Genomic DNA, 20,546 nt, shown 5'->3' on the forward strand with positions numbered 1-20,546 from the left:
CCGTCCTGACTTCCGGGCCCGTTCGCCGTGCGGGGACATCGCAGCGGGGTCGAGGCCCTTCGGCCGGCTCACTCCGTGCCGGTACTCCCCGGCCGGAGTGGCGCCGCTCTCGTCACTCTGGTTTCGCGCCGTGCGTCAGGAAGGGCCGCAGATGCGCCAGCAGCGCCTCCGGTTGCTCCTCCGGGATGAAGTGGCCGCACTCCGGGATCTCGGCACCGGTCACCTCGTCCGCGTAGTCGCGCCAGATCTCCAGCGTCGGCAGGCGGGAGGGCAGCCCTGCGGAACCCCACAGTGCCAGTACCGGCATGGTGAGGCGGTGTCCTTCGGCGGCGTCGATGTCGTCGAGGGCGATGTCCTGCTCCATGGCGCGGTAGTCGTCGAAACTCGCACGCATCGCACCCGGGCGGGAGAACGCGCGGACGTAGCCATCGACGGCTTCCGGTGTCAGGCCGTGGCGGTTGTAGGTCCACCGTTCGAAGAAGTACTCGAGATACCCGCGGATGTCGGGCCCCACAAGCCGCTCGGGCAGATCGGGCTGCATCTGGAACAGCCAGTGCCAGTACCCGGAGGCGAGCGAGGCATCCAGCCGGCGGAACATCTCGCGGGTCGGCACGATGTCGAGCACGGCCAGCCGCTCCACCTGGTCCGGGCGGTCCAGCGCCCAGCGATGCCCCACACGGGCGCCGCGGTCGTGGCCCACGACCGCGGCCTTGTCGAAGCCGAGCGCTTCGACAAGGCCGGCCATGTCGGCGGCCATCCGCCGCTTGTCGTAACCGGTCGTGGGCTTGTCACTCAGGCCGTAGCCCCGCAGGTCGGGTGCCACGACGGTGTGGTCGGCGGCGAGATCCGCGAGCACCGGCCGCCAGCAGTCGGAGGTCTGCGGCCAGCCGTGGAGCAGGACGAGCAGAGGACCGGATCCCGCTCGGAGGTAGTGCAGGCGGATCCCGTCGACCTGCGTCACACCAGTGGTCACTGTGGGCTGTCCCATGGATGCGCCTCCTCGGCACGAGCTAACCCTCTTAAGGGGTTAAACCTAACGTGCACAATGAAGGCGTGGCAACGGACGACACATGGGTCTGGGACGGCGGGCGGATCTGCCTGGACTTCATCAACACCCGCCGCCACCGGTGGCGGCCCACTCCGACGGAGACGCTCAGGAACTCGGGCGACCTGGCCCTCTGGCTTCAGCAGGCCGGCCTGCTCGCACCGGATGCCCCGGACCTAGTCGATGCCGACGTCCTGGCGTCGGGCCGACGGCTGCGCGAGTCGGCCGACCGGGCCGTACTCGCGGTCTCCGACGGTCGGCTGCCCTCCGCCGGCGACGTCAAGCTGCTCAACGCCTCAGCGGCGGAGGCACCCCGGCCCGCGCGACAGATCACCATCAGGGGCGGCCGCCTGGAGCCCACCGACACCGCTAGCATCGCCATCGATCCCGCAGCCGCGCTGGCGCTGATCGCCCAGGACGCCGTGGATCTGCTCCTGTCCGCGGAGATCCGGCGCGTGCGTGTCTGCGGCGCGGATACCTGCGCCCTGCGTTTCCTGGACCGCTCCCCCGCCCACAACCGCCGCTGGTGCTCGATGACCCGCTGCGGCAACCGCACCAAGGTCCGCCTCCACCAGGCCCGGGCCAGACAGGGTGAGCACACCACGGCAGACTGACCCGCCACGGCCCCCGGCGCGACCGCGCTCAGGTCAGTCGGTGGACTTCATCCGGAACGCCGGGCCGGGGACGCTTTCTATGTCCTGCGCCTCCACGGCATGACCTCGGTCGCAGTAGATCTGGGCGTCGACGTGCGCCCCACAGCCGCGGTGTCGCGTCAGCATGGCCGGGCCCTCGGGGTCGGCGCGGTAGCGGTCACCCCATTGCAGCAGCCCCATCACGGCCGGAACCAGATCCATGCCCTTGGGCGTGATCACGTACTTCGGCCGGCTCCGCGAGCCCGGCACCTTGTAGGTCTCGGTGGCCAGGATCCCTTCCTCCACGAGCATCTTCAGCCGCGCCGCGAGGAGGTTGCGGGGACAGCCCAGGACGCGTTCGAAGTCGCCGAAGCGGGACGAGCCGTACCAGACCTCGCGCAGGATCAGGATCGTCCACTTCTCCCCCACGACCTCAAGGGTCCTTGCGATCGAGCAGTTCGACATGTCCCGGTCGAGACGGGGGTCCATGTCGGCGTCCTGAAGAGCTTCGGTCCTCGCATCCATGGAGTGATACTAACCTCTCCTGAGTTTACTTTCCTATACTCAGGAAGTAACGTCGTGACCGGCACATCAGCCGGGACGCACGCGAGAGACGGGTGCGGAAAGATCACGCAGAAGGTGACTGCCATGAAGGCATTCGTCGTTGAGAAGTACGGCAAGGACGGCGCGCGCGCCGCACAGGTAGCCGAGCCCGCCGTCGGGGACCGCGACGTCCTGATCAGAGTCAGCGCCGCCAGCATCAACCCGCTGGACAAGATGGTCCGCAACGGGGAGTTCAAGCAGCTCCTGAAGTACAAGCTCCCGTTCGTGCTCGGCCATGACCTGGCCGGTGTCGTGACGCGCGTCGGCTCCGCCGTGCGCAGCTTCAAGGTCGGCGACGAGGTCTACGCACGCCCGCGCGACCTGCGCATCGGAGGCTTCGCGGAGTTCATCGCGATCGATGTGGACGACGTCGCGCCCAAGCCGGCCTCGCTCACCCTCGAGGAGGCAGCCGCAGTGCCCCTGGTGGCCTTGGCCGCCTGGCAGATCCTCGTCGACCGTGCACACGTGAAGCCGGGTCAGAAGGTACTCGTCCACGCCGGTGCCGGTGGCCTCGGGTCGACGGTCATCCAGCTCGCCAAGCACCTCGGCGCCACAGTGGCGACGACGACGGACACCGACACCGAGAAGTTGGTCAGGAGCCTCGGCGCCGATGTCGTCGTCGACTACACCAAGGAAGACTTCTCGAAGGTGCTGTCCGACTACGACGTGGTGCTGGACTCCTTGGGTGGGGCAAACCTCGAGAAGTCGTTGACGGTGCTGAAGCCGGGCGGCATCGCCATCGGTGTCGTCGGCCCGCCGGACGCCGGGTTCGCCAAGCAGCTCGGGGCTCCGTCGTTCATGGGCCTGGTGATGAACACGCTCAGCCGCAAGGTGCGCAAGCAGGCCAAGGCGCTGGGTGTGCGCTACCAGTTCTTCTTCATGCAGGCCAACGGCTCCCAGCTGCGCAAGCTCGGCGCCCTCTATGACAGCGGGCAGCTGCGCCCGGTCATCGACAGGACGTTCCCGTTCGACCAGACACTTGAGGCGATGGCATACGTCGAGCAGGGCCGCACCAAGGCCGGCAAGGTCGTGGTCTCCATGGTGTCCAAGAGCGACTGAGATCAGACTGGCCACCTTCGCCCCGGCGAGGCCGCCGGGGACGACGACGCTGTCGGCTCTCCATCGGCGACCACTTCGAGGAGAGCCTCGTCGCTGTCGGCATCTCGGTGCAATTTCACGGCGGCATGCGCTCGCGGCGCAGCGCACCACGCCGCCTTGCCCTGACCCAGGCCGTGGTCAAGGCCTTGGTCGCGGGTCTCGACGCTCGTGACGGACGTGAGCCGACCGACGGCGCCTTCCGCTCCGGCTTCGGGACGACCTCGTCACCACCGCGGTCGCCGTCGGCAGCGACAGAAGGCGACCGTCGTCGCGCAGACGATTCCCGACCGCGCCGGACTCAAGCAGATCGTTCCCTGTCCCAAAGGATCCGCTCGCGGTACCCGCGAGTGCGCTCAGCACCCCTCCCTGCCCCCGTCGAACGTCTGCCGCAGCACGAACGGCCCCTTGTACAAGGCGGTGTCCCGCTCGCCACGGAAATGCTCAGGCCGGCCGCGTCCCTCCACCGCTCGACGCGCGTTGCCAGTTGGGACTGCGGTCCTTGTCGACCAGGGCCGCGCGGACGCCCTCCAGGAAGTCCGGCGTGCGGATGGTCGTGCGGGTGACGGCGAGTTCGATGGCGAGGCACTCGCGCAACGTGTACTGCCTGCCCCGGGCGAGCAAGGCGTGAGTGATCTCCAGGCTCTGCGGCGAGGCCGCCTCCAGGGCGGCCAGCGCGGCTGCGGCCCAGGGCGTGTCGAGGTGGTGCAGGCGTTTCTCGATCTCGCCGAGGGTCGGGGCACCGAACGCCCAGTCCACGTCCCCGCGTACCTCCGCCAGCCTGCTCTCCGCCACCGGGGAACGGCCGGCGAGGCGGTTCAGGACGACGTCCACCGGGTCGCCGGGGCTGTCGGCCACAGCGTCCGCGACCGCGTGGAGCCCGTCCCTGGGGACGAAGTGCGTGGCCAGCCCCGTGTACAGGGCGTCGGCCGCGTCGAGCCGGTGCCCGGTCAGTCCCAGGTACATGCCGATCGCGCCGGGCAGCCTCGGCAGAAAGTAGCTGGCCCCGATGTCCGGGAAGAACCCGATACCGGTCTCGGGCATCGCCAGCACCGCGCTCTCGGTGACGACACGGAAGCCGCCGTGGACGGACAGACCCAGACCACCGCCCATACACAGACCGTCGATGAGCGACACGACCGGGACGGGATACTCGGCGATCCGGGCGTTGAGCCGGTACTCGGAGGCGAAGAACCGTTCACTGGCCGCGACATCCCCGGCGAGGCTGTGATCGCGGATCGTGCGGATGTCTCCGCCGGCGCAGAACGCCTTCGTGCTGGTGCTGGCGAGCACCACAGCGGTCAGGTGGGTGTGCTCCCATGCGGCGAGCGCGCCGTCGATGGCACCGACCATGCTTGTCGTCAGGGCGTTGAGCGCCTTGGGCCGGTTCAGCAGGATCCGGCCGACGCCCCGATGGACGTCGGCGAGAATCTGGACCGCAGCGGTCTCAGTCATAGCTCGTCATCTCGCCATCCGCGTGGACCTGGCTGTCGTGGCCATCACGGTTCCTCACTCGCCAGGTGTCAGGCGTAGATCTGCGCGTAGAGATCCTGGATCTCGTCCGCGGTGGGTACGACGGGGTTGTTGGCCGGGGATCCGGACGCGAGCGCCTGTTCTGCCATGAGGGGCGACAGGCGGAACCACTCGTCCTTGTCGATGCCGTGGGCCCGGGGGGTGGGCACCTCAAGATCCTTGCACAGGTCGCGGAGCGCCTCCACGAACCTCTCGGCGGCCACGGCGTCACTGTCGCCGTCCCTGGCGGCTCCGAGTGCGCGGGCGCAGTCGGCGTACCGGCTCTCGGCGGCGGGTACGGAGAACGCGGTCACCGCGGGGAAGAGCATCGCGTTCGACAGGCCATGAGCGACGTGGAAGTGCGCGCCGATCGGGCGGCTCATGCCGTGCACGAGCGCCACGCTGGAGTTGGAGAAGGCGATGCCGGCCTGGGTCGCGGCGAGCATCATCGCCTCGCGGGCCTCGGCGTCTCCCCCGTCGGCGTAGACGCGGCGGAGGTGGCGGCCGATGGTCCGGATCGCGTTCAACGCGAGGCCGTCGGAGAACGGGTTGGCCTTGCGGCTCACGTACGCCTCGACGACGTGGGTGAGCGCGTCGACGCCGGTGTCGGCGGTCAGCCGGGGCGGCATCGACAGGGTGAGTTCGTAGTCGACGACGGCGGCGATCGGCAGGAACGCCGGCCCCGAACAGAGCATCTTCTCGTCCGTGGCGCTGTCGGTGATGATGGTGAACTGGGTGGCCTCCGAGCCGCTGCCCGCGGTCGTCGGGACCGCGATCACCGGAAGGGCCGGGCCGAGGTTGGTGCGCGGGGCCTTGTAGTCCCGCATCCGGCCGCCCTGGACACCCAGCAGGCCGAGGGCCTTGGCGGTGTCCAACGGGCTGCCGCCGCCGAACCCGATCACCGAGTCCGCCCCGTGTTCCCGCAGCAAGGTCAGGCCCGCGCCGAGCGAGTCGGTCGTCGGATCCGGGACGGTGCCGGCGAACAGGCGCGGCTGGAGTCCGGCATGCTCGAGCGTCGTCATCAGGCGTTCCGCCGCACCGGTCCCGGCGAGGAACGCGTCCGTGACCAGCAGGGGGCGGCTCAGTCCCAGCCCTGCGACGACGTCGCCCAGCTCGCCGACGGCACCGCCGCCGACGCGCAGAATCCGGGGGAGAGCGAGGCTGGCAACCATGGCGGCCCTTTCACAAGAACTGCGGGGCGTGTGCGCCCACTGCCCTGACTGTGTGGCCCCGCAGTGTGTGCGATCAACCGCCAATGGCGCACACCCGCCTGTGCGAAAACGCAGATACGGTCGAAGCGTGCACCCCCGTTCCTCGGACGAGGATCCTGCTCCGCAGCCGGCCGGCTCCCGTCACTCCGTCGATCCGCGCAGACTCCGCGCGGACGATCTGCGCTACCTGCTAGCGCTGTCCCGTACCGGGCGTCTGGTGACAGCCGCCGACGCGCTGGGCGTGGATCACACCACCGTGTCACGCCGTATCGCCGCACTGGAGAAGAGCGTCGGCCTGCGCCTCATCGAGCGCGGCAGAGACGGATGGACACTGACGGACATCGGACGAGCCGTCTCGGAGTATGCGCGCGCGATCGACGAGGCCGTCGACCGCGTCGCCGACACCGTGGCGGGCCAGGACGCGCCATCCCTGCACGGTACGGTGCGTGTCAGCGCGCCCGACGGCTTCGGCACCGCCGTCGCCACACCCGCCCTCGTGCGGGTGCGCCGCCAACACCCTCAGCTCCAGGTCGAACTCATCACCGCGACACGACAGCTCGCCCTGCGCCCGTCGGGCTTCGATCTCGCTCTCGTCATCGGCGTTCCCTCCAGCAGCCACCTGGTGACCGAACACCTCACCGACTACACACTGGGCCTCTACGCCTCCGACGACTACCTCACCCGGTACGGTCGACCGGAGACGGTGACCGAACTGCGCGAGCACGCCCTCATCTTCTACATCGAGTCGATGCTGCAAGTCGGCGACCTCGACATCGAACACCACCTTCCCGGCATGATCCCGGCGTTCTCCTCGACGAACGTCTTCGCCCAGCTCGAAGCCACCCAGCAGGGGGCCGGCATCGGCGTCCTGCCGGCTTTCCTGGCACAGCGGACGCAACTGCGCCGGCTGCTCGCCAACGAGATCGACATCCGGCTCCCCATCACCCTGGCCGTCCGCCGCGAGGCGGTGACACACCCCGCCGTACGCGCCGTATGGGCCGCTCTCCGGCATGAAGTCGCCGAACGGGCCGCCGACTTGCTGCCGGAATGAACGCTGCCCGGGCTCTCGGCGGCGGGAGTGGCGGCCTGGACCTGTGTGCCAGGTGACATGACACACACAGCTGACAGATCGTTGACAGGTCATCACACGATCCGTGATCCTCTGATCGCAATACGGCGCATCACGACAACAACGGCCTGAGCACGCGCACCCTTTCGCGAGGTCCTGCAGAGGCTTCGAGATCTGCGCCCGGCTCTTCGTCCGCGTTCATTCGCCAGGCACCCGACACAGCACCCTGTGCATCGAGTGACGACAGATGCGAGCAGCGCTTCCCATGCTGCATGCCGTACTTCCGCCAAGGCGCCCACACCTGTTGCCCCTTGCTCGTCATCGTCCACTCCGTCGCCGACGGGATCCCGCCCTGGCGCCGGAACGCTGCGCACTGCGCCGCTACCCACCCTCACCGCCTGGAGATTCCGTGCACCCGTACGTCCCCCCGACTCCCCCTGGTCGCCCACCGGCACCTCGCCCCCCGCTCGGTGCCATGCAACGGCAACGCCTGGATACCCTCCGCGAGACCGAACGTCGCACGCAGCGTGCCTTCCTGGTCGTCAACGCGGTTCCCTTCACCGTCGGGAGCGTGCTGTCCTGCTTCACCGACGTCCCCGCGGTGCGGGTGTACGGCGAGCTCACTCTGGGTCTGGTGTGGGGCATCCTGCAATGCGGACTCTTCGTCGCCACCGCCTGGCTGTACGAGAGCCGGAGCACGCGGTCGTCCGACCCCATCGAACAGTCCCTGACGTCCGACGTGCACCACGACGAGACGTCAGGTGTCGCCACCGTCAACGGGTTCTGGCGGTGAAGCGATGAGCATTTACATCCTGAGCTCGGGCGTACTCGACCCCATCGGGTCGGAAGCGAGACGCCCCGTGATCGTCGCCTTCCTGATCTTCATCGGGATCTCTCTGCTGTGGCTCTTCGCACTGGCCACAGCGGAGGAGGACAACCCGGAGAGGCTCTATGTCGCCGACCGGGCCCTCTCCCCCGTCTTCAACGGATTCGCCATGGCCGGCGAGCAGATCTCGATCGTCACCCTGTTGACGGTCTCCGGGGGCGTCGCCCTGTTCGGATACGACGGCTTCACGTACGCCCTCGACGGTCTGATCATGCTCGGTGTGCTGCTGCTCCTCGCGCAGAAGATACGCAACAGCGGCCGTTACACTCTCGGCGACCTTTTCTCGTTGCGGGCGTCAGGTTCGGGGCCCCGAATCGCTGGGACCGCGGTGACGCTGGCCATCACGATTCCCCTCCTCGTGATCCAACTGCGGGTCGCCGGCAGCAGTGCGGCCCTCCTGATCGGCGCATCGAGTGACGGGGCCCGGGCGGTGTGCACGATAGTGATGGGCTGCCTCGTCGCCTGCTTCGCCACGGTGGCGGGTCTGAGGGGCAACAGTTTCATGCACGTCGCCAAGGTACCGATCACCTTTGTCACGCTTGCGGTGATCACACTGCTGGCCCTCAGGAAATTCGACTGGGATCCCGGATCTCTGCTCTCGACCGCGGCGAAGAAGAGCCTCGCACCGGACGAATATCTGAGGCCGGGGTTCTGGCCGTACACGGCGAGCCTCGGGGCGCTCAACACATTCGGCAATCACCTGGTCTTCATCCTCGGTACGGCCGTGATGCCTCACCAGCTCCTCCGGATCGGCGCGTCCCGGACCGGGCGCGCGGCACGGCGGTCCATGAGTATCGCCACGGCACTGGTCGGCGCCTTCGTCCTTCTCCTGATCACCACAGGCTTCGCGTCAGCGGCCGTGGTGGGCGCGACCGGCATCGGCGCGGTCGATGCCACTGGGCAGTCGTCCCCGATCCAGCTGGCCTCGGACGTACTCCGTGACGGCTCGACAGGACGCGTCGTGCTCATCACGGTCATTGCGTGCGTCGTCTTCCTCACCGTGCTCACGACCGTGACCAGCGTGACTTTCGCTGCCGCCGTCTCCTTCGCCCATGACGTGTTCGCGCGAGGCAAGCGCCGCCGCACCGACACCGGGGAGGTGCGGGCGCTGCGCGTGGCCGCTGTCATCGTGTGCGCGGTGGGCCTTTCACTGGCCGCCGCCATCCACCGGTATCCGACTGATTTTCTGGTGGCTTTCTCCATCAGCGTCGCGGCGTCCTGCGTCTTCCCCGCGTTGATCTATTCGTTCTTCTGGCGCCGGTTCAACCGCCGAGGGTTGCTGTGGTCCGTTTACGGCGGACTCATGCTCTGCATCGTCCTCACGGTCTTCTCGCCCATCGTCTCGGGAACCGAGTTCGCGCTGTGGCCGGAAGCGAGTTTCGACTGGTATCCGTTCCAGACCCCTGGCCTGGTTTCCGTGCCCGCGGCCTTCGTCCTCGGGTGGCTCGGCAGCGTTGGCTCGCCCGAAGACTCCGAACTCGATTTTCGACACATGCAATTCAGGATCTCGACGGGGAAGGCCGTCGGACCTCAGATCACCGATCCGCGGCATTAGGCGGTTCTGCGTCGTCGCTCACAGACGACCCCGTCGACCACGTGGTCGGCGTAACGGCTTCGCCCCAGGTCAGACGCGGCCTCCGCAAGCACCTCCGTGGGACGAGCAGTACCGGACATGGCATCCATCCCTACGATTCCGACGATCTGAGTTTACTTTTCTATACTCAGCAAGTAGCGTCACGACCAGCACATCGACCTGGCTGCACATGCGCGAAGCAGGCGTGGCAGCAACCTCTGAAGGAGCACCACCATGGGCGTAAGTCCGGAGGCACAGCAGTTCGCACAGTTCCTCGAGAGCGTGAGCGCGAAGACCTCGACGCCAGGCCTCGACCTGGCCGTGATCCGCGACATCGTCGACTCCAACCACAAGGCGTCGACCGAACCCGAAGGCGTCACCTACGCCGAGGTCGACGCGGGCGGCGTCCCCGCCCTGTGGGCGATCCCCGAGGGCGCCGACCCCGACAAGGCGCTGCTCCACTTCCACTTCGGCGGATCCGTCACCGCCTCGATGCACTCGGACCGCAAGGCGGCCGGTCACATCGCGAAGGCGGCCGGCGCCCGCTCGCTGGTCGTGGACTTCCGCCTGGCGCCCGAACACCCCTACCCGGCGCAGCTCGACGACGCCGAGACCGCCTACCGCTGGCTGCTCTCGCAGGGCTACGAACCGCGCAATATCGGCAGCACGGGCCACTCGATCGGCGGCACCCTCGCGGTACTGCTGCCGCTGCGTCTGCTCGCGAACGGCGAGCCGACACCGGGCGCGATCGTCAGCGTCTCGCCGTGGACCGACCTCACCATGAAGAACGCGTCGGTCGACGAGAACGAGGACAACGACAAGATGCTCAGCAGGACCACGCTCGAGCTCTTCCGAGGGGCTTGGCTGCAGGAGCCCGGAGTGGACTTCGCCGACCCGAAGATCAGCCTCGTGAACGCCGATCTGACCGGCCTGCCGCCCACGGCTGTCCACTACGGCGAGTACGAGACCCTCGCCGACGACGGCGCCCAGCTCGGCCGCCGGCTCGCGGACTTCAAGGTCACCTCCGAGGTCCACCCGATGCCCGAGGGGCAGCACTCCTTCGTCCTGGGCGCGGGGCGGGTGCCCGAGGTGGACCAGGCGATCCAGCGGATGGGCCAGTGGCTCCGCAAGCACCTCGGCGCCTGAGCAGAACCTGAACCGACGGCGGGTCCGTTGACCGGACCTCACACCACCGCGATGCCGGTGACCGGGTCACCGGTCTCCGGCATCCTCGACAATGTCGGCCGGCATGCGGGACTCGTGTCCGACACCGTTCCGTAAGCCACCACACCCCGGACCCTCGATGCCACAAAGGAGTGCGCGATGGGAATGTACGAGGATGTCTTCCGCTCCAGCACCGAAGACCCGGAGAGCTTCTGGCTGAAGGCGGCAGAGGGCATCGACTGGGATGTCGCTCCGCGACGCGCCCTTGACTCTTCGGGCGCACCGTTCTACCGCTGGTTTCCCGACGGGCGGCTCAACGTCTGTTTCAACGCGCTGGACCGGCACGTAGCGGCAGGACGGGGCGAACAGCCCGCGCTCGTCTACGACTCACCCGTGACCGACACCCGGCGCACCTACACCTACGCACAGCTGCGGGACGAGGTGGCGGCCTTCGCCGGAGCGCTCACGCAGCTCGGGGTAGGAGTCGGCGACCGAGTGGTGATCTACATGCCGATGGTCCCCGAGGCCGCCGTCGCGATGCTGGCGTGCGCACGTATCGGCGCGGTGCACTCGGTCGTCTTCGGCGGGTTCGCGCCGCGCGAACTCGCCCTGCGCATCGACGACGCGGCCCCCAAGGTCGTCGTCTCCGCCTCCTGCGGCATCGAGGGCAAGCGCGTCATCCCGTACAAGCCCCTGCTCGACCGGGCGATCGAACTCGCCACCCACAAGCCGGAGAAGAGCGTGATCCTGCAACGCCCGCAGGAACCGGCCGAGTTGGGACCCGACGATCTCGACTGGAACGAGCTGGTCTCCACCGCGCCACCGGCCAACTGCGTTGCCGTCGCCGCGACCGATCCGCTCTACATCCTCTACACGTCCGGAACGACCGGGAAACCCAAGGGAGTCCTGCGGGACTGCGGCGGCTACGCGGTCGCCCTGCACTGGTCGATGGGTGCCGTCTACGACGTGGGCCCGGGCGAGACGATGTTCACCGGCTCCGACGTCGGCTGGGTCGTCGGGCACTCGTACATCGTCTACGCGCCCCTGCTGGCCGGCGCGACGACGGTCCTGTACGAGGGCAAGCCGGTCGGCACCCCGGACGCGGGCCAGTTCTGGCGGGTCGCCGCCGAGTACGGCGTGAAGACCATGTTCACGGCCCCCACCGCGTTCCGAGCCATCCGCAAGGAGGACCCGAAGGGCGCCCTCACCGCCGACTACGACCTCTCCGGCCTGCGCTACCTCTTCCTCGCCGGCGAGCGCCTCGACCCCGAGACCTACCACTGGGCGAGCGCCCTCCTGGACGTCCCGGTGATCGACCACTGGTGGCAGACCGAAACCGGCTGGCCCATCGTCGCCAACCCGGTCGGCCTCGAAGCCGCCCCCCTCAAGCCCGGCTCCCCCACCCGCCCGCTGCCCGGCTGGGACGTCCGCGTCCTCGACGCCTCGGGCAAGCCGGTGCCCGCGGGCGTCGACGGCGCGATCGTCGTGAAGCTCCCCCTGCCACCCGGCGCGCTCCCCACCCTCTGGAACGACGACGACCGCTACGTCGCCTCCTATCTCTCCGCCTACGACGGCTACTACCTCACCGGCGACAGCGGACACATCGACGACGACGGCTACGTCTTCGTCATGGGCCGCACCGACGACGTCATCAACGTCGCCGGACACCGCCTGTCCACCGGCAGCATGGAAGAGGCCCTGGCCGCCCACCCCGACGTCGCCGAATGCGCCGTCGTCGGCGTCGCCGACACCCTAAAGGGACAAGTGCCCCGCGGTTTCGTCGTCCTGAAGGCCGGGATCAGCCGCGACGCCACCGAGGTCGAGGCCGAACTCGTCCAACTCGTACGCGACCGGATCGGCGCCGTCGCCTCCCTCAGGGACGTCGCGGTCGTGGCCGCCCTGCCCAAGACCCGTTCGGGAAAGATCCTGCGCAAGACGATGCGCGGCATCGCCGACGGCCACGACGAACCCATCCCCTCCACGGTGGACGATCCCAACGTCATCGAGGTCCTGCGCCCGGTACTTCGCCGCGCCGATCACAGCACGTGAAGGTCGGCTGACGGCTTGATCGACGGTGGCGGAGCAACGCGTGCACCGGACTCGCGAGCCGGCCGCTCAGCCCGGGTGGGCAGAGCACGGCAACTCCGGGCACAGGTCGGTCGCCGTCGCTGAGCCACCACGCCGGGAGGGCTGGGTCCTCACCGAGGACACCGCCGACATGCGTTCACGCAGTCCAAGAGGTCCTTCGCCGAAGGCGGTTATACCCGGTGAGGGACCAGGCCGCGCCGCAGCCCATGAACGACACCTCCCGGAGTGCCACACCGTGGCAGGCATCACAGGCGCCGTGACGGCGGTGGTCCGAACCGGTCCCGTCGACGTGCCGTGGGCGCTCACCCGACGTACCGGCTCAACAGGGCAAACAGGAGTGGCTGACAGCGTCGAGCGCCGCGGCCATCGACTGGGCTAGCTGAACAACGGTTGCCTCCGTGATGGCCTCCGGCTCGACTCACCTCATGGGCAAGGACTTGCCGCCATCGACGTCACCGCATACGATTACGATCGTAATTCTATGGATCGCGCCGACGGCACTCGTCCGACGGGGTCATTCCGGGTTCGTCATCAGGCCCGGCAGCAAAAGCGCCCGATGACCTCGCCCACACGACTCCCGCCCCGCCCTTGGCGATCCGTCGCCCATCACCCGAGGAATCACCCATGCTGAACGCCCTGTGGAACCCGACCGTCGTCGGAGAGATCCCCGTGCCCCACCGGTTGGCGATGGCACCCTTGACACGGAGCCGGTCCACCCCGGAAGGGGTGCCGACCGAGCTGAACGCCGAGTACTACGCCCAGCGCGCCTCGCACGCCCTCATCATCACCGAGGGCACCCAGCCCTCCGCTGACGGCCAGGGCTACCCGGTGACCCCGGGCATCTACACCGAGGAACACATCGCCGGCTGGCGCAAGGTCACCGACGCCGTACACAAGGCCGACGGACGCATCGTCATCCAGCTGATGCACGCCGGGCGAATCTCCCACCCCGACAGCACGCCCCACCACCGGCAGCCGGTGGCTCCCTCCGCGATCAAGCCCGCGGGCCAGACGTTCACCCCGTCCGGGCTCCAGGAGATGCCGGAGCCGCGCGAGCTGTCCACCGAGGAGGTCGCCGCGACGGTCGACGACTTCCGGCGCGCCGCCGCGGCCGCCATCGAGGCCGGCGCCGACGGCGTCGAGATCCACGGGGCCAACGGATACCTGGTCAACCAGTTCCTCTTCCCCAGCGCCAACCAGCGCACCGACCAGTACGGCGGCTCCCTCGACAACCGCATCCGTTTCGCGGTGGAGGTCGCCACTGCCGTGGCCGACGAGATCGGCGCCGGCCGCACCGGCATCCGGATCTCCCCCGGCAACCCCTTCCAGCTCAACGACCTCGCGGAGGGCGACCCCCACGAGCTCTACCCGCACCTCCTGCGCGCTCTCGCCCCCCTCAACCTCGCCTACCTGCACATCGGCCACGGCGGCGACGAGGAACTGCTGCACACCCTCCGCAAGCTGTGGCCGACCGCGCTGCTCCTCAACCGGGCCGGCACCGACATAGCCACCCGCGCCAAGGACATCGAGGACGGCCTGGCGGACGTCATCACCGTTGGCTCGATGGCACTCGCCAATCCAGACCTCATCGAGCGTGTGCGCTCCGGCGCACCCCTGAACACCCCCGATCCGGCCACGTTCTACGGCGGTGGTGCGGCCGGCTACACCGACTACCCCACGCTCGCCGCCTGACGACGGCACGGCGCCCGAGGGAATCACCGACCTCGGGCGCCGCGATACAGCTGCGGCGCACAGCGGCCGACGCCCGAGGAGTCAAGGGTCGCCACCGCCATGCGCCGCAGCTGTATCACCTCGCACCCCGGCGTTCCGCGCCGAGGTCAAGGGAGTCCGGATGAGACACCAATGGGTAGGGAGCGGCGTCCGGCTCACCGGCCGCCGTCGAGGGTCACCCTTGCGAAGGGGGCACCGGGAAGAGCATGCAGCTACTGGTGGCGTGGGCGAGCAGACGGTCTTTCGCGTCCACCAACTGCGCTTGGGCGAGGGCGGTTTGACGTCCCTGGCTGACAACTGTGCCGATGGCGCGCACCGTGCCCGTTGCCACGGTGATCCGCCGCAGGAACTTCACCGTCAGGTCGAGCGAGGTGTAGGCCATGCCTTGCGGGAGGGTGGACTGGACGGCGCAGCCCGCCGCCGAGTCGAGCAGGGTGGCGAAGATGCCGCCGTGCACGCTGCCGATCGGGTTGTAGTGCTCCTCGCCCGGCGTCAGAGCGAAGACCGCCCTGCCGGGCTCCACCTCGGCCAGGGCGAAGTCCATGGCGTAGCTGATGGGCGGTCCCGGCAGTCGCCCCGCCTGGAGCTCGCGCAGAAAGTCGATGCCAGCCATGCGCCCGGCGGTTTCCGCCAGGATCGCGGGATCTTCCCATTGATACGTACGTGTTCGCCCCACGGCCGAGCGCCTTTCGATCTAACTTTTACAAGTGAAGCTAGCCTCTCGATTACCTGACTGTCAATGACGAAGCCAGGCCCCTACGATGGCTGCATGGAGTGGCTTGAGGCGAGCACCGAGAACTGCCCCGTCCAGCGCACGCTCGACGTGGTCGGAGAGAAATGGACGTTGCTGATCCTGCGTGACGCCGTCAACGGAGTCCGACGCTTCGACGACTTCCACCGGCACATCGGCCTGTCGGAAGCCGTCCTCAGCGACCGGCTCCGGAAGCTGGCCGCGGCCGGCATCCTGAAGACCGTCCCCTACCAGGAGCCGGGCACCCGTTCCCGCAACGAGTACCACCTGACCCGCAAGGGCTGGGACCTGTGGCCCGTGCTGATGGCTCTGAGTCAATGGGGCGAGACATACGCCCTCGGCCCGGAGGGACCGGTGCTGGACATTCGCCACACCGATTGCGACGCTCCGGTCCGCGTCGTCATCGAGTGCTCCACGGAACACTCCACCCTCACCCCTCGGGACGTCACCGCCCGACTGGGACCCGGCGCTCGCCTCCGCACGTGAGTCATCGGCCCCGGAGTCGCGCCGGACGGCGATGGAACGTCGGCTCCTCGCCACGCCGCACCTGGCGCAGCAACTCACGCGGCCGCTGGGTTCTTGCCTGTGGACGTCATGGGCAGCGGGTCGACGAACCGGAGGATGCGCGGGTATCGCTGCGGAGGCCGCCACGCGTGACGCCGGCGCTGCCGAAGACCGTCCCTGTGCGCCCGGTAGACGGATGCAGAATCCGTCAGCAGTCGTGACACTCGCGGCTCGGATTTTTGCGCATCGTCGCTTTCCTCGGTTCTCAAGGCAGGCGGTCGAGGTCCACGGACGGTCTGGGTCTAGACGAAGGCCGGAGGCGGCACGAAGCCGTCCATTTCCCGGCCCAGCAGCGCGGCGAACTCGACGGTGGTGAGATCGCCCCCGCTCGGCCCCATGGCCTGCAGACCGATGGGCAGTCCGCCCCGGCCCTTGCGCACCGGGATGGTCGTCGACGGCCCCCCGGAGACATTGGCGACGGCGTTCCACTTGACCTGGTCCCAGTAAGGACGCCGCACACCGTCGACTTCGAAGGGCCGCCCGAACGCGTCGATCAGCTTGCCGTGATGGACGGGGGCGGCCGTCGGGGTGACCGGCATGAGCACGATGTCGAAGTCCTGGAAGAACTCGAACCATCGCTGCCGGAGCTCGTTGCGCACCATGTGGGCCTGCAGCCAGCGGAAGTGGGACTGGAAGGTTCCGAGCAGAGCGGGACCGGCGTCGCCCCGCGGGTGCCGGACGAACCGGGCCAGCGCCGCGGCGCGGGAGGCAGGAGTGAGGCCGGTGCGGTCGCCCGCGCCATAGAGGAGGGGCAGGAAGACCTTCCGGTGATTCGTCGCGATGTCGACGGGGAGGCTCGCAGGCTGGACCGTGACTTTCGCGCCGGCCACCCGAAGCACAGTGACCGCGTCGTGCACAGCTGCCGCGACGTCGCTGTCGACCGGGCACGCGGGATCCTCGCCCCAGACGGCGACCCGGAAGTCGGCGAGCCTGGTCGCGCGCGGCGGCGCGAGCGTGTAGCTGAAACCGCCGTCGTAGTCGGCCGGCCCGACCGTTGCGCGCAGGATCGGCACGAGGTCATGGGCGTCGCGGACCTGTGCGCCGCCGCAGCCCATGTCGGCGTCCGCCCATCGGCCCGAGCCCGGGCCGTAGGGCACATGCCCGACGAGGGGTATCGACCGCCAGGTCGACTTGTGCCCGTACAGGCCGTTGAAGTGGGACGGGATCCTGGTCGATCCGCCGATCTCCGAGCCGAAGTCGAAGGCCGTGAGACCCGCGGCGGTGGCGACGGCGCCGCCTCCGGCGGACCCGCCCGAAGTGCGGGTGGTGTCCCACGGGTTGGACGAGGGACCGAACACCGGGTTGTCGGCCTGGACGTCCTGGTTGCCCGGCGGCATGTTGCTCTTCCCCATGATCACGGCACCGGCCGAGCGCAGCCGCTTGACCGCCTCGGCGTCCTGGTCGGGGACGTAGCCCTTGAGGTCCGTGCGCCCGCAGACGGTGCGCATCCCGCCTGTCTCGAAGCTGTCCTTGACCGTGATCGGCACTCCGTGCAGCGGACCGAGGTCCTGCCCCGCCGCCCGCGCGGCGTCCGCTTCCCCGGCCTCGCGACGGGCACGCTCGGGATCGAGGGTCACCACGGCGTTCAGTGCGGGGTTGTGGGTGGCGATCCGCTCGAGATAGAGCTCAACGAGGTCCCCGCTCGAGATCTCACCTGCGGCCAGCGCGCGTGACTGCTCCATGACGGATCGGAAGGGAACGTCACGCACGCATGCCTCATCTCTGACGGTGGCAGACCAGACGCAAAATCACCTGCCAACCATAATATTACGTACGTCAGACCATAGATTAGGATGGGGCTCAGGGGCAATGGCCCCGCGGAGTGAATGGAGGAAGCTCCCGTGGCGCGCTACACCAAGGAGCACAAGACGGTCACGCGGCAGCGGATCATCGCGACGGCCGGTCATCGGTTCAAGCAGGACGGCATCGACGGCTCGGGCATCTCCACGCTGATGTCGGATGCCGGGCTCACCAACGGAGCGTTCTACGCCCACTTCGCCTCCAAGGACGACCTCGTCGGCCATGTCGTGGCCCAAGAACTGCGCACGCAGGTCGAGAGGTACGCCACTCTGCGGCCCGGCCGCCCGGGACTCGAAGACTTCGTTCGCGAATACCTGTCACCCGAGCACCGGGACCACCCCGACCTCGGATGCCCCTCCGCCGCCCTGCTCGACGAGATCGGCCGATGCGGAGACGACACCAAGCAGGCATACACCGACGGCGCTCGGACCATCGTGGAAGAGATCGCCTCCCGCCTGGCGCCGGAGGACCCGGGGTCCGCCCGCGGTACGGCCATCGGGCTCTTCACCATGCTGGTGGGGACGTTGCAGCTGTCCCGCGCCCTCTCCGACGGGAAGTTCGCCGATGAGGTCCTTGAGCAGGGAGTCGAGAACGCCCTCAGGTTCATGCGCTGAGGGGAACGGTCGATCCATGCCGGGTGACCACGCGTTTCCAGCGCACCCTACGTGAGGCCACCGCACCCGAACCGGGACGGCTCGTGGCCGCCTGCGGTGTCACTGGGGACTTCTCCCTCTCGCACCGACCAGCCGGGGGGACGTACAACTGCGGGCAATCGCCGCAGGGCGTGATAGCTGTCCGATACCAAGGACTGCCGTCAGCGGAGGTGCCGTCTTCGCGGACGGCTGCCTCGGCAGGAACACCACCGCCCACACCCAAGGCCCGCTCGTGCGTCGAGGACGTCCTGGCCGGGCCAACGGGCTGGAAGGTCCTTCGAGGCTCCCACCGGCTCAATGACAGGGTGGCTTCACGGACGAGGTCCGGCGCCACTTTCGCGTGGGTTTTGGCCCTCTCGGCGGCCCTGATGGGACCGATCGGGACAGCATCGGCCCCACCCCGGAGGGGACTAGCCCGATCGGCGGGTGGAGCCAGAACGCTGGAACCGCCTCCCGCGAAACGGCGGCGGGGCCGGCGCTCGCCCGCAGGTGGGGCCGAGACTCGCTCCCGAGACCAACAGGGCGTCCACCACGCCAGGTTCAACGCCTTCGTCGTCCGCGACGACCACCTCGGCATCGCCGGGCGTCCCAGAACCACGCCCTTGGCCCACGCGACAACCGCACCTCACGCCTACTGCCGTGCCAAAAATTCGAGAGCCGTCTCCACGAACTGACGATGGAACTGGAAGATGCCGCCATGCCCGGCGTCCGGGTAGATCTCCAACTCGGCGTTCGGCAGCCGCCGGGCCAGGTCGTGCGAGTTCTTCGTCGGCACCATTCTGTCGCTCTCGCCGTTCGCGACGAGTACGGGCTGGTGGATGACGGAGAGATCCTGGGGCGGCTCCAGTCCCCAGCGGTGAATGGCCTTGAGCTGGTTGCTGTACGAGATGGGGGAGATCGCCTTGTCCCGGTCTTGGGTGCGCTCCTTGAGCCGGGCCAGGAACTCCTTCCCGGCCCGGCGCCCGCCCGCGGTGCGGGTGAAGAAGAGGAACTGCTTCGGGTCCTGAAGGGTGGACAGCGCTCGCACGGTGTCGAGATGGGACAACCAGGTCACGTTCTTGATGCCCTCACCTCCCGCGGGCCCGGTACCCGTGAGGATCAGCTTGCGGACGAGGTCCGGATCGGTCTGCGCGATCACCTGGGCGATCATGCCGCCCATCGAGAAGCCGTGGAGATCGACGTATTCGAGCCCGAGCGCCCGGATGAAGGTGACGGCATCGCTAGCCATCTTCTGGATGGTGCGCGGCGTCGAGCCGGTGGAAGCGCCGACACCTCGGTTGTCGAAGGTGATCACCCGATGCTTGGCTGCGATGCCGTCGACGACCCGGGGGTCCCAGTTGTCGAGGACCGCGGCGAGGTGCGTGATGAAGACGACCGGCGTACCGGACTCGGGGCCGAGCTCGCGATAGGCGAAGGTCACTCCTCCGGCGGTGACGGTGCGGGTCGGTGCGTTCTTGTACGACGTCACCACGTCGCCTCGTACTTCTTGTGAGTCATTCACGGTCGTGCCCTTCTCCGTGGGTGTTTCGAGACTGCGGCTGCGGTCTGCGGTGTCAGCGATCGAAGGCCGTGGGAGCGGAAGCGGGAATCCTGTGCGGTCGAGTCCCTCAGCATCACGTCGACCATTGAAGTATGACCGTAATTCTATTTGGGCGCAAGCGGGCGAGCCGAACAGGGTGGTGTCGATGCCGGGATCGCGCATCGGTAACGCCGGAAGCGCGACCGCTCTCCTCATGGAGCAGGGATCGCCGCCCCGGCTACCCTCAGGCCCACACCGCGGAGCCCGTCGTCAGGACCAGAAAGGCCGGCACGTCAGATCTCCATGGGCTCCCATGCCATGACAGACGAGCCAATGCCGCCGCCACCGAGGAACCATCGTCCGGCCGGACCGCGGCAACTCCCCGGGGTGCTCGAACCGCCTGACCGCTACGGCATTGCGCGGCACGGGAGCCGGCGCTGGCGAAGTGTGTGCCGGTGAACCGTCAGGGGTCGTCGCACTCCCGGGGAAGCCTTGCAGCGCGAAACGCAGGGAAGGCGTGACGCCGTACGGGGACAGCACAGCCCGACGACGGCCGCGGCAGATCACCGGCATGGCCAGCACGCGGCTCAGGGAAGGCAGCGTCTGCGGCTCGGCGCCCATGACGGACCCCGGCTGTGCAGAACAGCCGG

The 20,546-nt window shown here is 68.6% G+C and carries 17 protein-coding genes; 10 read left to right on the plus strand and 7 right to left on the minus strand.

What is annotated here, in order from left to right; translation table 11 throughout:
- Positions 1–112: 112 nt before the first annotated feature.
- Complete coding sequence (locus OG303_RS01815) at positions 113–988, minus strand: alpha/beta fold hydrolase (RefSeq protein ID WP_405864001.1); 876 nt, start codon at positions 986–988, stop codon at positions 113–115.
- Positions 989–1,053: 65 nt separating this feature from the next.
- Between OG303_RS01815 and OG303_RS01820 the strand changes: the two genes are divergently transcribed.
- Positions 1,054–1,659 carry a CGNR zinc finger domain-containing protein gene (locus OG303_RS01820; protein ID WP_405864003.1) on the plus strand — a complete coding sequence of 202 codons (606 nt, stop codon included), beginning with the start codon at positions 1,054–1,056 and terminating at the stop codon, positions 1,657–1,659.
- Between the two features lie 33 nt (positions 1,660–1,692).
- Here the strand turns inward: OG303_RS01820 and OG303_RS01825 are convergent, their stop codons facing one another.
- Positions 1,693–2,202 (minus strand): winged helix-turn-helix transcriptional regulator, encoded by a 510-nt coding sequence (locus tag OG303_RS01825; RefSeq protein WP_405864005.1) that lies wholly within the window; start codon positions 2,200–2,202, stop codon positions 1,693–1,695.
- 123 nt (positions 2,203–2,325) lie between these two features.
- On the opposite strand from OG303_RS01825, the gene OG303_RS01830 reads away from it, so the two are divergent.
- Positions 2,326–3,339: an NADP-dependent oxidoreductase gene (locus OG303_RS01830; protein ID WP_405864007.1), complete on the plus strand. Its 1,014-nt coding sequence runs from the start codon at positions 2,326–2,328 to the stop codon at positions 3,337–3,339.
- 480 nt (positions 3,340–3,819) lie between these two features.
- On the opposite strand, the gene OG303_RS01835 is transcribed toward OG303_RS01830, so the two are convergent.
- Positions 3,820–4,830: an enoyl-CoA hydratase/isomerase family protein gene (locus OG303_RS01835; RefSeq protein WP_405864009.1), complete on the minus strand. Its 1,011-nt coding sequence runs from the start codon at positions 4,828–4,830 to the stop codon at positions 3,820–3,822.
- 68 nt (positions 4,831–4,898) lie between these two features.
- Positions 4,899–6,059, minus strand: coding sequence for an iron-containing alcohol dehydrogenase (locus OG303_RS01840; protein WP_405864010.1), 1,161 nt, complete (start codon positions 6,057–6,059; stop codon positions 4,899–4,901).
- Positions 6,060–6,186: 127 nt separating this feature from the next.
- Here OG303_RS01840 and OG303_RS01845 point away from each other — a divergent pair, with 127 nt between their 5' ends.
- From OG303_RS01845 to OG303_RS01870, 6 genes are all read left to right on the plus strand, one after another.
- The gene (locus tag OG303_RS01845; RefSeq protein WP_405864012.1) at positions 6,187–7,149 is read left to right on the plus strand and encodes a LysR family transcriptional regulator; all 963 of its coding nucleotides are present in this window, start codon (positions 6,187–6,189) and stop codon (positions 7,147–7,149) included.
- Between the two features lie 493 nt (positions 7,150–7,642).
- Positions 7,643–7,960 carry a DUF485 domain-containing protein gene (locus tag OG303_RS01850; protein WP_405864014.1) on the plus strand — a complete coding sequence of 106 codons (318 nt, stop codon included), beginning with the start codon at positions 7,643–7,645 and terminating at the stop codon, positions 7,958–7,960.
- A gap of 67 nt (positions 7,961–8,027) precedes the next feature.
- Positions 8,028–9,608: a sodium:solute symporter family transporter gene (locus tag OG303_RS01855; protein WP_405864016.1), complete on the plus strand. Its 1,581-nt coding sequence runs from the start codon at positions 8,028–8,030 to the stop codon at positions 9,606–9,608.
- 252 nt (positions 9,609–9,860) lie between these two features.
- On the plus strand, positions 9,861–10,772 hold the full coding sequence (locus tag OG303_RS01860) for an alpha/beta hydrolase fold domain-containing protein (protein WP_405864018.1): 912 nt from the start codon (positions 9,861–9,863) through the stop codon (positions 10,770–10,772).
- Between the two features lie 177 nt (positions 10,773–10,949).
- Positions 10,950–12,839, plus strand: coding sequence for a propionyl-CoA synthetase (locus OG303_RS01865; protein WP_405864020.1), 1,890 nt, complete (start codon positions 10,950–10,952; stop codon positions 12,837–12,839).
- Between the two features lie 663 nt (positions 12,840–13,502).
- Positions 13,503–14,570, plus strand: coding sequence for an alkene reductase (locus OG303_RS01870; protein ID WP_405864021.1), 1,068 nt, complete (start codon positions 13,503–13,505; stop codon positions 14,568–14,570).
- A gap of 214 nt (positions 14,571–14,784) precedes the next feature.
- Here OG303_RS01870 and OG303_RS01875 read toward each other — a convergent pair whose 3' ends face one another.
- Positions 14,785–15,285, minus strand: coding sequence for a PaaI family thioesterase (locus OG303_RS01875; protein ID WP_405864023.1), 501 nt, complete (start codon positions 15,283–15,285; stop codon positions 14,785–14,787).
- A gap of 93 nt (positions 15,286–15,378) precedes the next feature.
- Here OG303_RS01875 and OG303_RS01880 point away from each other — a divergent pair, with 93 nt between their 5' ends.
- Positions 15,379–15,846, plus strand: a complete 468-nt coding sequence (locus tag OG303_RS01880) for a winged helix-turn-helix transcriptional regulator (protein WP_405864025.1) — start codon at positions 15,379–15,381, stop codon at positions 15,844–15,846.
- 320 nt (positions 15,847–16,166) lie between these two features.
- Here the strand turns inward: OG303_RS01880 and OG303_RS01885 are convergent, their stop codons facing one another.
- Entirely contained in the window at positions 16,167–17,633 is a 1,467-nt protein-coding gene (locus OG303_RS01885) for an amidase (protein ID WP_405864027.1), read from the minus strand.
- A gap of 132 nt (positions 17,634–17,765) precedes the next feature.
- Here OG303_RS01885 and OG303_RS01890 point away from each other — a divergent pair, with 132 nt between their 5' ends.
- Complete coding sequence (locus OG303_RS01890) at positions 17,766–18,338, plus strand: TetR/AcrR family transcriptional regulator (protein WP_405864028.1); 573 nt, start codon at positions 17,766–17,768, stop codon at positions 18,336–18,338.
- A gap of 670 nt (positions 18,339–19,008) precedes the next feature.
- Here the strand turns inward: OG303_RS01890 and OG303_RS01895 are convergent.
- Positions 19,009–19,878 (minus strand): alpha/beta fold hydrolase, encoded by an 870-nt coding sequence (locus tag OG303_RS01895; protein ID WP_405864030.1) that lies wholly within the window; start codon positions 19,876–19,878, stop codon positions 19,009–19,011.
- Between the last annotated feature and the right edge of the window lie 668 nt (positions 19,879–20,546).

It is taken from the genome of Streptomyces sp. NBC_00005, from assembly GCF_045160215.1.
Classification (GTDB): domain Bacteria; phylum Actinomycetota; class Actinomycetes; order Streptomycetales; family Streptomycetaceae; genus Streptomyces.